The organism is Mesorhizobium sp. M0047 (assembly GCF_040323315.1).
Lineage (GTDB): Bacteria > Pseudomonadota > Alphaproteobacteria > Rhizobiales > Rhizobiaceae > Mesorhizobium.
On sequence record NZ_JAMYUW010000015.1, the window covers coordinates 37,175 to 51,435 of the forward strand.

Below are 14,261 nucleotides of genomic sequence, written 5' to 3' on the forward strand. Positions count from 1 at the left end.
GCGTTACGACGACCTAGCCATCGGAACGACGGTCGTCTCCTTGATCTCTTCCATCACGAAAGAGGCCGATACATCGGACAGCGCCACCTTGGCGATCAGCCGCTGGTAGAGCCGGTCATAGGCCTTCACGTCGGCGACGCGGGCGCGCAAGACATAGTCGAGGTCGCCGGACATGCGGTAGACGCCGATGATCTCGGGAAAGCTTGTCACCGCCGCCCGGAATTTCCGCAGCCACTCCGGGTCGTGGTTGGACGTGCGGATCAGGATGAAGACAGAAAGGCCAAGTCCGAGCTTTTCGGCATCGACCAGGGCCACCCGCCCGGTGATGACGCCATCCTCCTCCAGCCGCTTCACGCGGCGCCAGCAGGCATTGCGCGACAGCGCCACGCGTTCCGACAGCTGGTCGACCGACAGCGTGCCGTCACATTGCAACTCTGCCAGCAATTTCCGATCGATTTCGTCGATTTCCAACGCCATGCGGGATGTTTGTCCCATGAGATGGCCAAATACAAGGACAATTTGAGACCGATGAACCTGCGAAGCATGTCAGGATACTCATGTCAGGAACGTCAAGCGCTGAAGGGAACCAGCATGTCGATCGCAAGGATTTTCACCTCTCATCCGGCCAAGGTCGGCGAGACCTATTTCGGTCACATGGGTTTTGCCGCCTGGTTTTCGTCGCGGCTGCTGATGGCGGCGGGCGCCGCGCTCGTTCACGCTTTCTTGCCATTTCTGTTTGAAACTACGGCCAGCCGAATCGTTCGCGAGCTTTACGAACGGACGCACAACAGAGGCAAACACCCGATCAAGGAGCCTGCGGCTCTTATGGATCGCGCCTAGAGGACGACAGAAAGCGATGTGCCGATGGGCGGCCTATCTCGGTGAAGCGGTCTTTCTCGAAGACATCCTTACCGCGCCCTGTCACTCGCTAATCGCCCAGAGCCATTGCGCCCAGGAAGCAAAGTCGCCGACCAATGGCGACGGCTTTGGTCTTGCCTGGTATGGCGACCGCCCTGAGCCGGGTCTCTATCGCGATATCCTGCCGGCCTGGTCGGATCCCAATCTGAAGAGCCTGTGCCGGCAGATCAAATCCGGCCTGTTCCTGGCCCATGTGCGCGCCTCCACCGGCGGCGCCACCAGCCGCATGAACTGCCATCCGTTCATCTCCAACTCCTGGTCGTTCATGCACAACGGCCAGATCGGCGGCTTCGAAAAAATCCGCCGCGCGCTGGAGAACTCGCTGTCCGACGCCGTCTTCGACCAGCGCGAAGGCACCACCGATTCCGAATTGTTTTTCCTGCTGATGATCGATGAAGGGTTGGCCGGCGACCCGCAAGGTGCCGTCTCGCGTGCCACCAGCCGCGTGCTCGACGCTTCGCGCCGCGCCGGTCTCGATCCGTCACTGAAACTCACCGCCGCCTTCTCGGACGGGCAGGCACTTCACGCGGTGCGTTATGCGACCGACGCCCACGCGCCGACGCTCTACACCTCCACCTTACGCAAGGGCGGCGGCCGCTGCATCATGTCCGAACCGTTTGACCGCGAGGGCGGCGATTGGCAGGCTATTCCGCCATCGAGCTTTGTCACCATGACCAGGGATGGCATGGCTATTCGCCCCTTTGCTCCGGCTGCCGCCAAGCTGGCGCTGGCCGTCTAATGCATGTCGCTCAAAAGTGGCCCCGGTTTTGAGACAACGACATGCATGGAAGCGAAGACCTAAAGCGCGCTGCATGAATCCATTTCGACGCGACGCGCTTTAGTCGCAAATCACGGCGTCGTCGCGGGCATCGGCTGGCAGTCACTTTCAGGGGCTTTGCGGCGCGCTGGATTGTCTCAGCCAATGGCGGTCGAAGACATCGAGAATGGCGCGGAACTCGGCTGGCGGGATCTGGTGGACGCCGCCATCGCTGCCTCCCACGAGGAACCGTACGAGTTGTCGGTCGACCTGCTCCGGCTGGTCGATGGATATGCCGAGCGATGCCAAATCCTCCGATATCGACTGGTCGCCCAGCAGGTATCCGCCCCACGAGGCTGTCCCGGGCGCCGGATCGCGCAGACGTACCATGAGGATCCTGGTCAATGACGGCAGCGCCTCTGGGCCGATAATAGCGGTTCCGCACATGTACCCACCAAGCACACTTCCCGGCTGCGACTGCGGCAACAGGCTGATGAAGAACTGGGCGTCGCCGCCGGCTTCCTTCAGATGCACGTAAAGGCCGCGCTTGGCTGGCGTGACCGGGCCGCCAAGCACCAACTGGCCGGTCGGCAAGGCCTCGCGATATGTGGCGGTCAAGCCATGCAGGCCAGGTCCTGCCTCGATCGACAGAATGCCCTTGATGATCTGGCCGCGATAGTAAGGCGACCAGGCGCGCGAATAACATGCATAAGCACCGGTCAGCGCGAAGACGACGCTGCGCTCATCATGGTTGGAGGTGGCATCGAATTGAGTGCCGGCGCGGCGTTCGAGCACCGCGCTGTCGACGCCGTGGCGGGCTGCGATGGCGGCGGTGAAGTGCGGCAGGTCGCAGTCGGCGATCCATGAGCCGGGCTGCTCCAGGCCTAGCAGCTTCGTCCAATCGTCATAGACACTGTGCTCGCGCGGCTGGGCGCGACCCTGCAGCCATTTGTCGGCGCGGCCGAGATCGAACGCGGTCTTGGGGTTAACGGCCCGGAACGCCGCCGCCAGATCCTTGCGGGTGACGGTCCCCAATAACGCCGACGTCAACCGCAATTTCTGCGCAATGTGCTGTGCCATTCGGCTGCCTCTTGCTGCTCGTTGTTCTGCCATAGCATGCTGCACCTATCCTTCCATGATATATTTCCATTAGCTAATATTCCAGGAATTCCAGAGAATTCCACGGTATTCCATACGTGCTGCCTTTTTCGGTCGCGGGCCGGCGCTAAGCTCGCAGAGGGCTAGGGGCATATCATCCGCGAGAACGTGCTGAACGTGGGCTGAGCACGTCCCTTCCTTTGCAGAGCAGTGACACACTCCAATCGAGCAACGGGTAACCAAGCTCAAGGAGCCTGCTGGCAACCGAACCGTAATGCCATCTAAACCTGAAGGAACGACCGGATGACCTCGAACGCCTCTTCCAGACTGACGTTAATTGTATTTACCGCTGGCTGTATCGCGCTGGCGCTGCTCTTCCGATACGCGCCGGCCGGTGAATTTCCCTCGAAATATACCAAGGTCGCACCGGTGGCACGCGCCGCAAATCCGACCCGCATCGACGTCGACAATGAGGCGCACGCCATACGCTTCTACATCGATGGCAAGCAGGTCGCCTTGCTCGATCAGTCCGGTTTCAGGCAATGAAGCGCCGGCCGTTTTGAATGCATGAGGCAAGAATTTGGGCGCGACGCATGGCTGATCCAGAAAATGCGGAGCGCTTTGGAACTTGAGAGGAAACAGTCATGAGACTCGTTCTGTCCGCGTTGCTTGTGTTGCTTGCCTTGTCGCAGGTGGCGGAGGCAAAGAAGAAAGTCTTGGTGACGCAGGACGATGTCGCCAAGGCACAGGCGTCCCGGCCGCCGCTCGACAATGCATCGACAGGCGGGATTAGGCCAGCAGCGAACTCAAAGGCGCCGGCCACCGACGGGCCGCAGTACCCGCCGGCGCTGTATTTCAACTTCCTGTAGGCCGGTTGCTTGCCGATCGACGACCCGTGCGGCGCCGATCTTGAGCCGTTACTGAGACTCACTGCCGCCTTCTCGGGCGGGGCAGGCGCTGCACGCGGTTCGCTACGCCGCCACAGAGGGGGCGCCGTACAGCGCTCAAACGCAGCCGATCCCCTACTGCTCAACTTCGCTTGAAATCGCAACGCCATCCGCCATCTTGACCAGGGCGAGCGCGTCAAGCCGGAGCATGGGTTATGGACAGCATCTTTTCCTCAACCGGCCAAATGGCCGCCGCGATACTTGACCGCAAGATTTCCGCCATCGAAGCGCTCGACGCGCACTTGGCGCAGATCGATGCGCACAACGATGCGGTCAACGCCGTCATCTCGCTCGACAGGGAAAGGGCTCGCAGCCGAGCCAAAGAAGCCGACGCGGCGCTGGCGCAAGGCGCCGCACTTGGGCCGCTGCATGGCGTACCGTTCACGCTGAAGGACATGCACGAGACATCTGGCATGAAGACCACAGTTGGCTTCCCGGACTTCGCCGATTACATCGCCAGACAAGACAGCCCCGTCGTCGCGCGATTGAAGGCAGCCGGCGGCGTGCTGATGGCCAAGACCAATGTCCCGACCATGCTGTCTGATTGGCAGTCGAACAATCCGCTGTTTGGCCGCACCAACAATCCATGGGACCTCGAGTGCACCGCCGGCGGCTCCAGTGGCGGTGCGGCAGCGGCGATTTGCACAGGGATGACACCGTTCGACATCGGCACGGACATGCAGGATTCGATCCGGCTGCCGGCCGCCTTCTGCGGTGTCTATGGCCTAAAGCCGACGGAGCATCGCGTTTCGCTGACCGGCGCCTTCCCGAACCCAGGCGGTGCTGCGCGCAGTGTGCGGCTGATGTCCTGTCTTGGACCACTGGCGCGCAGTGTGGAAGATCTGGCACTGATCTATCAAATCATTTCCGGCCCGGATGAAAGCGACACCGATCTCGCGCCGGTGCCGGTCGAGGACGTGCCGAAGCTCGATCTCAAGACAGTGCGCATTGCCTTCGCGCCGTCCTTTCCCGGATTTCCGGTGGCCGGCGACATCAGTGCCGCGGTCGAAAGTCTCGCAAGGCAGCTGCAAGGCGCAGGCGCCGTCGTCGAAGAAGCGAAACTGCCGAAACTCAATCTGCATGACGATCTGGAGCAGGGCGGCGCCCTGATCGGCATGATGATGGAGGCCGCGCAGCCGGAGCCGCCACAGGAACCGACTCCGGTCTCACGCTGGTTCGAGGCGCTCGCCCGCCGCGACAAATCCATTCTCGCCTGGGACCGGTTTTTCGAAAATTATGACGCGTTGCTCTGCCCGGTCGCCATGACCACGGCCTTCCCGCATTGCGAGCCGGGCACATCGATCGAGGTCGACGGCAAAGAGCAGAGCTATTGGATGCTGCCGGCCTATGGCGCGGTATTCAACTACAGCGGCCACCCAGCGCTTTCGATCCCGTGCGGACAAGACAGCGCCGGCCTGCCAGTCGGCCTGCAGCTGGTCGGCAGACGCTGGTCGGAGGAGCAGTTGCTCGGCATCGCCAAGGCAATCGAACCCTTGGCTGGCGGCTTTCGCCGCCCGCCTGGCTATTGAGCGAAGCGCGACAATCCATAAGTGCCAAGCAGCGGGTCGCGCTCGCCTTCCAGTATCTCCCGTGCGACGAACAGGCCGACGGCCGGCGCCAGGGTGATGCCCGAATGCATGACCGCGACATAGACACCTTCCATGCCCTCGGCGCGGCCGATGATCGGAAAGCCGTCGATCGGCGTCGGCCGATAGCCGACCGTGTGGAATTCCAATTCCAGCCCGTCGCTGCCGTGCAGCATTGCTTTCAGGGCCGCAAAAAGCCTGCGGGCGGTGCCTTGCGGATCCATGCCCGGGTCGGCACCGCCGAAATCGGAGCCGGCAATGATCCGGCCTTCGGCTGTCTGGCGCATGTGCAGCCGCTCGGCCAGCACCAGGCCGTTGAGCAGCTTTTTGTAGGGCCGTGAGTGGACGATCAGCCCAGGCGGCGTCTCGATCGGCAGTCTGATCCCGGCCGTCGCGGCAATATCCGGTGAGCCGGCGCCGGCCGCGATCACGACCTCGTCGGCGGCAATCAGGCCATGCGATGTGTTCACGCCGGTAATCCGGCCGCCGGTCTGGACCAGCGCCGTAACGGTGCTGGAGATGATGCGCGCGCCATGTCGTTCGGCATCGGCCAGCACCATTTTGGCGGCGGCCACCGGCTCGGCGACACCCTCCTCAGCCACATGCAGGGCAAAGTCGGGAGGCTCGGCGAGATTTGGCTCGATGCGCGCCACGCCGGCGCGGTCGACGCGCTCGATGCCGTAGCCCCAGGCGGAATGCTCCGTGGCGTAAGTTTCCATTGCGGCGGCCGGCAGATCCCAGCACAGGCCGCCGCACCAGCTGAGCGGCAGGCCGGGCAGGTCCTGCGCCAGCCGCGACCACTCGGCCATCGCGCGGGTGCGCAGTCGGAAATACGGCTCCGGGTTGCCCCAACTGGCATTGATCCAGGCGAACGAGTTCGACGTCGCCACCCCGCCAGCGGCACTGTCGGCGATAACCGTCACCTGTGCGCCCGATTTCGCAAGATGCCAGGCGATGGAGGCGCCGATGATACCGGCGCCGATGACGATCACTTGCTTCGCAGCGCTCATGCTGACTCCCTCTGCCTCGCAATTCCTGACGGACATCCACCCAAGTGCCATCCTGTTTCCCACTTGCCAACATCACGCAGCAGGAAATATGCGCAATGCGCACGCAACGTGATCAAGTTCCTTATTCCGAGGGCGAGCAGCGATGTCCGTGCCGCCGGAGCGGTCGACAGCCCGGCACTGCGCTGCTAGAAGCCCGGCCTGTCACACGGAAATCCCAGAGAATGCCCGAAGCAATAGAAGAAGAAGTGGCGCGCCGCCGCACCTTCGCGATCATCGCACACCCGGACGCCGGCAAGACGACGTTGACCGAAAAGCTGCTGCTGTTCGGCGGCGCCATCCAGCTTGCCGGCGAAGTCAAGGCCAAGAAGGACAGGATCCAGACCCGGTCCGACTGGATGAAGATCGAGCGCGAGCGCGGCATTTCGGTCGTCACTTCGGTGATGACCTTCGAGTACGAGAACACCGTCTTCAACCTGCTGGACACGCCCGGTCACGAGGATTTCGCCGACGACACTTACCGCACGCTGTCGGCGGTCGACTCGGCCGTGATGGTCATCGACGCCGCCAAGGGCATCGAGCCGCGCACGCTGAAACTGTTCGAGGTCTGCCGGCTGCGTGACATCCCGATCATCACCTTCGTCAACAAGATGGACCGCGAAAGTCGCGACCCGTTCGAGATTCTCGACGAGATCGAGCAGAAGCTGGCACTGGATACCGCGCCCATCACGTGGCCGATTGGTCGGGGAAGAACCTTTTCCGGCACCTATCATCTGGCGCTGAACGCGGTGCGCAAGGGCGACGACGAGAAGGAACGCACGCCGGTCCACGGTCCCGATTCCAACCGCGTTGCCGGGCTGCTGCCGGAAAACGAGCGCGAGGCCTTTATCGAGGAGCTGGAGCTCGCGCGGGAGGCTTGCCGACCTCTTGATATTGACTCGTTCCGGGAAGGTCATCTGACGCCGGTCTATTTCGGCTCTGCGCTGCGCAATTATGGCGTCCGCGACCTGATCGAGGCGCTTGGCGCCTTTGGGCCGCCGCCGCGCGCGCAGGAGGCCGACACCCGCAAGGTCGAGGCGACCGAAGAGAAGATGACGTCCTTCGTCTTCAAGATCCAGGCCAACATGGACCCCAACCACCGCGACCGTATCGCCTTCGTCCGCGTCTGCTCGGGCAAGCTCGAGCGCGGCATGAAGGCCAGGCTGGTGCGCACGGGAAAACCGATGTCGCTGTCGGCACCGCAATTCTTCTTTGCCCGCACCCGCGTCACTGCCGACGAGGCCTTCGCCGGCGACGTCGTCGGCATTCCCAACCACGGCACGCTACGCATTGGCGACACGCTGACCGAGGGCGAGGAGATCCTGTTCCGCGGCGTGCCGAATTTCGCGCCCGAAATCCTGCGTCGTGTCCGCCTCGGCGATGCGATGAAGGCCAAGAAGCTCAAGGAGGCGCTGCAGCAGATGGCCGAGGAAGGCGTCGTGCAGCTGTTTTCACCCGAGGATGGTTCACCAGCGATAGTCGGCGTCGTCGGCGCGCTGCAGCTCGACGTGCTGAAGGAACGGCTGAACTTCGAATACACACTGCCCGTCGAATTCGAGATGTCGCGCTTTTCCGTCTGCCGCTGGATCTCGGCCGACGACAAGGCCGAGGTACACCGCTTCATCGAGGGGCATCGCGGCGACATCGCCCGCGACCTCGACAATGATCCGGTGTTTCTGGCCCAGCACGCCTTTTCGCTGAACTACGAAGCCGAGCGCTGGAAGGCGATCCGCTTCGCTACGATCAAGGATTATCAGGTTCGCGACAGAGCGGCGTAGGCGCCAGTTTTTCCTTCTCCCCGTTCACGGGGAGAAGGTGCCCGAAGGGCGGATGAGGGGCAGCGTCGACCTGGGTCTAATAGATTCCAACGTTCCCCGCCCGTCGCAGGCTCCAGGCGTTCGAAGCTCGAAAAGCCAAGCAATTGGCTTTCCGTCCGCTACGCGGACCGCTTCTCACCCTTTCGCCGCTTCCTCGATCTTGGCGACGTCGATCTTGCTCATCTGCATCATCGCGGACATCACGCGGCCGGCCTTGGCCCGGTCCGGATCCAGGAGCAGGTGCGGCAGCTGCTCCGGCACAACCTGCCAGGAGACGCCGAATTTATCCTTCAGCCAGCTGCATTGCGACGGTTGGCCGCCACCTTCGATGAGCTTGTCCCAGAAGTAATCTACCTCTTCCTGCGTCTTGCAGTCGATCGACTGCGACATCGCTTCGGTGTGCTTGAACTGCGGTCCACCATTGAGCGCCTGGAACTGCACGCCGTCGAGCTCGAACGTGGTCACCAACACCTTGCCTTCATCGGCGTGGCCTTCGGGCCAACGCATCACGCTCAGCACCTTCGAACTCTTGAAGATGGAGACGTAGAAATTCATGGCCTCTTCGGCCTGGCCGTCGAACCACAGGCAGGTGGTGATCTTTTGCATGTCGTGCTCCTCGGGTGTTTTGGTTGCGGTTACGGCGAAACGGCTTACTCCGGGAATGGTGCTGCCATTTCCATACCGTTTGCCTAAGGACGGCCGTGCGGCACGCAATCCGACAACAGGGTGCAATTTTTTTGGAAGATCTGATTTTTGAGGGGAATCTGGCGCATTGCAAAATTGTGGCCAGACCATGTTTGCGCGTCTATAACGCCTGCGGTCCGAATCCAGCGCCGCCGCGCCATATCTTCGGCTGCGGCCAGCCACCAAGGAAAAAACATGCCTGCCTATCGCTCCCGCACCACCACTCATGGCCGCAACATGGCCGGCGCCCGCGGTCTGTGGCGCGCCACAGGCATGAAGGACAGCGACTTCGGCAAGCCGATTATCGCCGTCGTCAACTCCTTCACTCAGTTCGTGCCCGGCCATGTCCATTTGAAGGACCTCGGCCAGCTGGTCGCGCGCGAGATCGAGAAGGCCGGCGGTGTCGCCAAGGAATTCAACACCATCGCCGTCGATGACGGCATCGCCATGGGCCATGACGGCATGCTCTATTCGCTGCCGTCGCGCGAGCTGATCGCCGATTCCGTCGAATACATGGTCAATGCGCATTGCGCCGATGCCATGGTCTGCATCTCCAATTGCGACAAGATCACCCCCGGCATGCTGATGGCCTCGTTGCGCCTCAACATTCCGACCGTCTTCGTTTCCGGCGGGCCGATGGAAGCCGGCAAGGTGGTGCTGGCCGGCAAGACGCAGGCGCTCGATCTGGTCGACGCCATGGTGGCGGCCGCCGACGACAAGATCTCCGACGAGGACGTCAAGATCATCGAGCGCTCGGCCTGCCCGACCTGTGGCTCCTGCTCGGGCATGTTCACCGCCAATTCGATGAATTGTTTGACCGAGGCGCTGGGTCTTTCGCTGCCCGGCAACGGTTCGACGCTTGCCACGCATGCCGACCGCAAGCGCCTGTTCGTCGAGGCAGGTCACCTGATCGTCGATCTCGCGCAGCGCTACTACGAGCAGGATGATGAGACCGCTCTGCCGCGCAACATCGCCTCGAAGGGCGCCTTCGAGAACGCCATGACGCTCGATATCGCCATGGGCGGCTCGACCAACACCGTGCTGCACATCCTCGCCGCCGCGCATGAGGGTGAGATCGACTTTGATCAGGATGACATCGACGCGCTGTCCCGCAAGGTGCCGGTGCTGTGCAAGGTGGCTCCCGCCAAGGCGGACATCCATATGGAAGACGTCCACCGCGCCGGCGGCATCATGGCCATCCTCGGCCAGCTCGACAATGCCGGCTTGATCAACCGCGACCTGCCGACAGTTCATACGTCAACGCTCGGTGAAGCACTCGACCATTGGGATATTTCCCGTACCACCAGCCAGAGCGTGCGCGATTTCTTCCTCGCTGCCCCTGGCGGCGTGCCGACGCAGGTCGCCTTCAGCCAGGACCGTCGCTGGGACGAGCTCGATCTCGACCGCGAAAAGGGTGCTATCCGCTCGGCGCAACATCCCTTTTCCAAGGATGGCGGCCTCGCCGTTCTGAAAGGCAATCTGGCGCTCGACGGCTGCATAGTGAAGACGGCCGGCGTCGACGAATCGATCCTGAAGTTCACCGGCCCGGCCCGCGTGTTCGAAAGCCAGGATTCTAGCGTCAAAGCGATCCTGTCCAACGAGATCAAGGCCGGCGATGTCGTCGTCATTCGCTATGAGGGACCGCGCGGCGGCCCCGGCATGCAGGAGATGCTCTACCCGACCAGCTATCTGAAGTCGAAGGGGCTCGGCAAGGCCTGCGCCCTGGTCACCGATGGGCGCTTCTCCGGCGGCACGTCGGGCCTGTCGATCGGCCATGCGTCGCCGGAAGCCGCCGAAGGCGGCCTGATCGGCTTGGTGCGGGAAGGCGATACGATCGAGATCGACATCCCCAACCGCAGCATCCGCCTTGCCGTTAGCGACGCTGAAATCGCTGCCCGCCGGGCTGCGATGGAAGCAAAGGGCGCCTTGGCCTGGAAGCCCGAGGAAAAGCGCAAGCGCAAGGTGACGACCGCCTTGCGCGCCTATGCCGCGATGGCCACCAGCGCGGCCAAGGGCGCGGTAAGGTTCGTGCCGGAGTAGGGAGTTTTTCCTTCTCCGCAAGGGAGAAGGAGGAGCCGCGCTGGATGATTCTTCAAGCGGGATGGCGACATGGATTTCGACCTTATCGTACGCGGCGGCACGCTGCCTGATGGCAGGGTTGCCGACATTGGCATCTCCGGTGAGACCATCGCGGCGATCGACCCCGCTCTGCATGGTTCCGCGCAAACCGAGATCGACGCCCGTGGCAATCTGGTCTCTGCGCCCTTCGTCGATCCGCATTTCCACATGGACGCAACGCTCTCCTACGGCATTCCGCGCATCAATGCGTCGGGCACGCTGCTCGAAGGCATTTCGCTGTGGGGCGAATTGAAGCCGCTTTTGACGCATGAGGCGGTGCGCGACCGCGCATTGGCATACTGCGACTGGGCGGTGTCGATGGGCCTGCTCGCCATCCGCACCCATGTCGATGTCTGCGATGACCGCCTGCTGGCGGTCGAGGCCCTGCTTGAGGTCAAGAAGACGGTCGCCCCTTACATTGACCTCCAATTGGTCGCCTTCCCGCAGGACGGGTTCTATCGTTCGCCGACAGCACGTGAAAACACCATCCGTGCGCTGGACCTGGGCGTCGATATTGTCGGCGGCATCCCGCATTTCGAGCGCACCATGGCCGACGGCACGCGCTCGGTAACGGAACTGTGCGAGATCGCGGCCCGGCGCGGCCTGATGGTCGACCTGCATTGCGACGAGACCGACGACCCGCTGTCGCGTCACATCGAACAGCTCGCCTATGAGACGCAGCGCCTTGGCCTGCAGGGCAAGGTGGCCGGCTCGCATCTCACCTCGATGCATTCAATGGACAATTACTACGTCTCGAAACTGCTGCCGCTGATCGCCGAGGCGGACGTCTCGGTCATCCCCAATCCGCTGATCAACATCATGCTGCAGGGCCGCCACGATACCTTCCCGAAGCGCCGGGGTATGACCCGGGTCAAGGAAATGCAGGCGCTCGGAATCCGCGTCGGCTGGGGCCAGGATTGCGTGCTCGATCCCTGGTATTCGCTGGGCACCGCCGATATGCTCGACGTCGCTTTCATGGGCCTGCACGTTGCCCAGATGTCGAGCCCGGCCGACATGGCGCGCTGCTTCGACATGGTCACCAACGTCAACGCGTCGATCATGGGGCTCGACCATCTCGGCCTGGCGGTCGGCAAGCGCGCCAGCCTTGTCGTCCTCGACGCCAGCAATCCGGTCGAGGCCCTGCGCCTGCGCGCCGAACGCCTGTGTGTCATCGCCAGGGGCAAGGTGGTGGCGGAGCGGACGAAGCAGGAGACCAGGCTTTCGATCGTTGGACGGCCGGCACTGGTGAACCGGCGACATATATCCAGCTAGATACAGCCGATTCCCGGCTCTGGCCTTGCCGATTTCCGGATTTCTCCTCGTCAAAGCCGCCGCTTCCGTCTACGACGCGGCTTACGCAGGGAGGATTCGGGATCGGCATGACGCAGCCCGTGGTGCAGAATTCCACAGTTCGGAACGTGCTTTTGGCCGGCATTCTGCTGATGCTGGCCGGCGACTTCCTGTTTGCGCTGAACGACGCCATGGGCAAGTGGCTGGTCGCCAGCTTCTCCGTCGGCCAGGTTGTGCTGATCCGGTCCATCGGCGCCTTCTTCGTGCTTGGCCCGATGATCGCCCATCAGGGCACGGCCAAGCTGTTTCGCATGGAGCGCCTGGAGCTGCAGCTGCTGCGCGTGGTGATGACCACGCTCGACACCGCGCTCTTCTATGCCGCCGTCGTCTATCTGCCGCTCGCGGATGTGATGAGTTTCTACATGGCCGGGCCGATCTACGTCGCGGCACTCTCGCACCTCTTGCTTGGCGAAAAGGTCGGCTGGCGCCGCTGGATGGCCATCCTGCTCGGCTTCTGCGGCGTGCTGATCATGCTGAAACCGTCCTCGGCGGCGTTCTCGCTGTCATCGGGCTTCGCGCTCGCAGGCAGCGTCGCCTTCGCTTTCGCCATCATCCTCAACCGCCGCTTGCGCGGCACCAGCGACACCAATCTGGTGACGTGGCAGACCATCGGCACGCTGCTGGTCGGCGGTGTGCTGACCATCGGCGCCTGGCAGACGCCGTCAGCGCTCGACCTCAGTGCCATGCTGCTGCTCGGCATTGTCTCCTGCGGCGCACATCTGATGATCACCAGGGCGCTCAAGCTAGCGCCGGCCTCGACGCTGGCGCCGCTGCACTACACGCTGCTCCTGTGGGCGGTTGTGTTCGGGCTGGTGTTCTTCGGTGACGTTCCGGGCCCGCGCATCCTGATCGGCTCGGGCATCGTGGTTCTCGCCGGCCTGTTCATCTTCCACCGCCAGAAAGTGGTCGAGACCACGGTGCCGCCCGAAAACGTGCCGAAGGGCGTGAATTAGGTCAAGATTCCTGGTGCCTAACCCCGGCGTACCGCCGTCAGTTGCCGTGAAAACTCCGGCGCCTCCATCAGCGCCTTGCAGCGGGCGAAGCGGCCATCGGCATAGGTGCGAAAGTCGTCGACCGGATTGTTGTTGGCGAGCTGGATCAGTCCCCACAGCGTCCACAACAAATCGCACATCGCCTTGTAGATGACGATGCGGCCGCGCTCGGCCGGCCTCGCCTCGCCGCAGAAATAGGCGCGCATCATCTCTTCGTCCTGCGCTGCGTCGAATCTGCCTTCCACGGAGAGGTCGCCAAGGTCCCAGAGCGGGTCGTTCATGCCCGAATATTCCCAGTCGACGATCCACATCCGCTCACCCGTGTCGAGGAAGTTCTCGCACAGCGGATCGCAGTGGCAGGCGACGATGGGCAGCGGATGGGCGGCGAGCGCCGATCGCACAGTCTCGGCCTCGTGCACCACGTCATGATAGCCGGCGGGCAGGGCGACATCCTTGGTCGACAGCACCTTGAGATAATCGTCGATCATCGCAAACAATTCGAAGCGGAAGGGAAACACCGCGCCTGAATTGTGCAGCTTGCGAAAAGCCTCGCCAGCCCGCGCGGGACTGCCCGACCGAAGCTTGAATTTTTCCGGCGACATCGTCTCGGCGCCGGCGATGAAGCGCGTCACCATGATTCCGGTGGCGGGATCGACATGCAGCACCTCAGGGCTGACCCCTGCCTTTGCCGCTTCGCGCGCCGCTACCACCTCGTTGGCCCTGTTGATGTATTCTTCGGTACCTTTGCCGGGAATGCGCAGGCAGAATTGGCCGGCCCTGAATACCAGATTGGTGAGACCGCCAAGCCGTTCGAGTGGCCCGGTGTAGCCGGCCAGCACGGGAATGACGGCCAATGTCGCGCGCACTTCGTCTGTCACCATGCCTGCGCCCCCACGCTGTTATTTGTCGCAGCGACGGTTCCACAATTTTCGTGCTTTGGCTATCATC

Annotated in this window: 14 protein-coding genes; 9 read left to right on the top strand and 5 right to left on the bottom strand. The window is 62.8% G+C overall.

Going from position 1 to position 14,261, the window contains the following annotated elements; translation table 11 throughout:
- Positions 1-3 precede the first annotated feature (3 nt).
- Positions 4-477: an Lrp/AsnC family transcriptional regulator gene (locus NKJ89_RS16595; RefSeq protein ID WP_352603967.1), complete on the bottom strand. Its 474-nt coding sequence runs from the start codon at positions 475-477 to the stop codon at positions 4-6.
- A 114-nt stretch (positions 478-591) separates the two neighbouring features.
- On the opposite strand from NKJ89_RS16595, the gene NKJ89_RS16600 reads away from it, so the two are divergent.
- Positions 592-840 carry a DUF6356 family protein gene (locus NKJ89_RS16600; protein ID WP_352604123.1) on the top strand — a complete coding sequence of 83 codons (249 nt, stop codon included), beginning with the start codon at positions 592-594 and terminating at the stop codon, positions 838-840.
- Positions 841-856: 16 nt separating this feature from the next.
- Positions 857-1,657 (top strand): class II glutamine amidotransferase, encoded by an 801-nt coding sequence (locus NKJ89_RS16605; protein WP_352603969.1) that lies wholly within the window; start codon positions 857-859, stop codon positions 1,655-1,657.
- 147 nt (positions 1,658-1,804) lie between these two features.
- Here NKJ89_RS16605 and NKJ89_RS16610 read toward each other — a convergent pair whose 3' ends face one another.
- Positions 1,805-2,755 (bottom strand): hypothetical protein, encoded by a 951-nt coding sequence (locus NKJ89_RS16610; RefSeq protein WP_352603971.1) that lies wholly within the window; start codon positions 2,753-2,755, stop codon positions 1,805-1,807.
- Positions 2,756-3,076: 321 nt separating this feature from the next.
- On the opposite strand from NKJ89_RS16610, the gene NKJ89_RS16615 reads away from it, so the two are divergent.
- The 3 genes from NKJ89_RS16615 (at position 3,077) to NKJ89_RS16625 (ending at position 5,249) form a co-directional block, all read left to right on the top strand.
- Positions 3,077-3,319 carry a hypothetical protein gene (locus NKJ89_RS16615; RefSeq protein WP_352603973.1) on the top strand — a complete coding sequence of 81 codons (243 nt, stop codon included), beginning with the start codon at positions 3,077-3,079 and terminating at the stop codon, positions 3,317-3,319.
- Between the two features lie 98 nt (positions 3,320-3,417).
- Positions 3,418-3,642 (top strand): hypothetical protein, encoded by a 225-nt coding sequence (locus NKJ89_RS16620; RefSeq protein WP_352603975.1) that lies wholly within the window; start codon positions 3,418-3,420, stop codon positions 3,640-3,642.
- A 233-nt stretch (positions 3,643-3,875) separates the two neighbouring features.
- A complete protein-coding gene (locus NKJ89_RS16625; protein WP_352603977.1) occupies positions 3,876-5,249 on the top strand; it encodes an amidase in 1,374 nt (457 codons plus the stop codon).
- On the opposite strand, the gene NKJ89_RS16630 is transcribed toward NKJ89_RS16625, so the two are convergent.
- The gene (locus tag NKJ89_RS16630; RefSeq protein ID WP_352603979.1) at positions 5,243-6,316 is read right to left on the bottom strand and encodes an NAD(P)/FAD-dependent oxidoreductase; all 1,074 of its coding nucleotides are present in this window, start codon (positions 6,314-6,316) and stop codon (positions 5,243-5,245) included. The two genes, NKJ89_RS16625 and NKJ89_RS16630, sit on opposite strands and share 7 nt — an antisense overlap.
- Before the next feature lie 221 nt (positions 6,317-6,537).
- Between NKJ89_RS16630 and NKJ89_RS16635 the strand changes: the two genes are divergently transcribed.
- Entirely contained in the window at positions 6,538-8,130 is a 1,593-nt protein-coding gene (locus NKJ89_RS16635; protein ID WP_352603981.1) for a peptide chain release factor 3, read from the top strand.
- Positions 8,131-8,304: 174 nt separating this feature from the next.
- Here the strand turns inward: NKJ89_RS16635 and NKJ89_RS16640 are convergent, their stop codons facing one another.
- A complete protein-coding gene (locus NKJ89_RS16640; protein WP_352603983.1) occupies positions 8,305-8,775 on the bottom strand; it encodes a VOC family protein in 471 nt (156 codons plus the stop codon).
- A gap of 273 nt (positions 8,776-9,048) precedes the next feature.
- Here NKJ89_RS16640 and ilvD point away from each other — a divergent pair, with 273 nt between their 5' ends.
- From ilvD to NKJ89_RS16655, 3 genes are all read left to right on the top strand, one after another.
- On the top strand, positions 9,049-10,893 hold the full coding sequence (gene ilvD, locus NKJ89_RS16645; protein WP_352603985.1) for a dihydroxy-acid dehydratase: 1,845 nt from the start codon (positions 9,049-9,051) through the stop codon (positions 10,891-10,893).
- Between the two features lie 69 nt (positions 10,894-10,962).
- Complete coding sequence (locus NKJ89_RS16650; protein ID WP_352603987.1) at positions 10,963-12,243, top strand: amidohydrolase family protein; 1,281 nt, start codon at positions 10,963-10,965, stop codon at positions 12,241-12,243.
- A gap of 107 nt (positions 12,244-12,350) precedes the next feature.
- A complete protein-coding gene (locus NKJ89_RS16655; protein ID WP_352603989.1) occupies positions 12,351-13,274 on the top strand; it encodes a DMT family transporter in 924 nt (307 codons plus the stop codon).
- Between the two features lie 17 nt (positions 13,275-13,291).
- On the opposite strand, the gene NKJ89_RS16660 is transcribed toward NKJ89_RS16655, so the two are convergent.
- Positions 13,292-14,194, bottom strand: coding sequence for a phosphotransferase (locus tag NKJ89_RS16660; RefSeq protein WP_352603991.1), 903 nt, complete (start codon positions 14,192-14,194; stop codon positions 13,292-13,294).
- Positions 14,195-14,261: the final 67 nt, after the last annotated feature.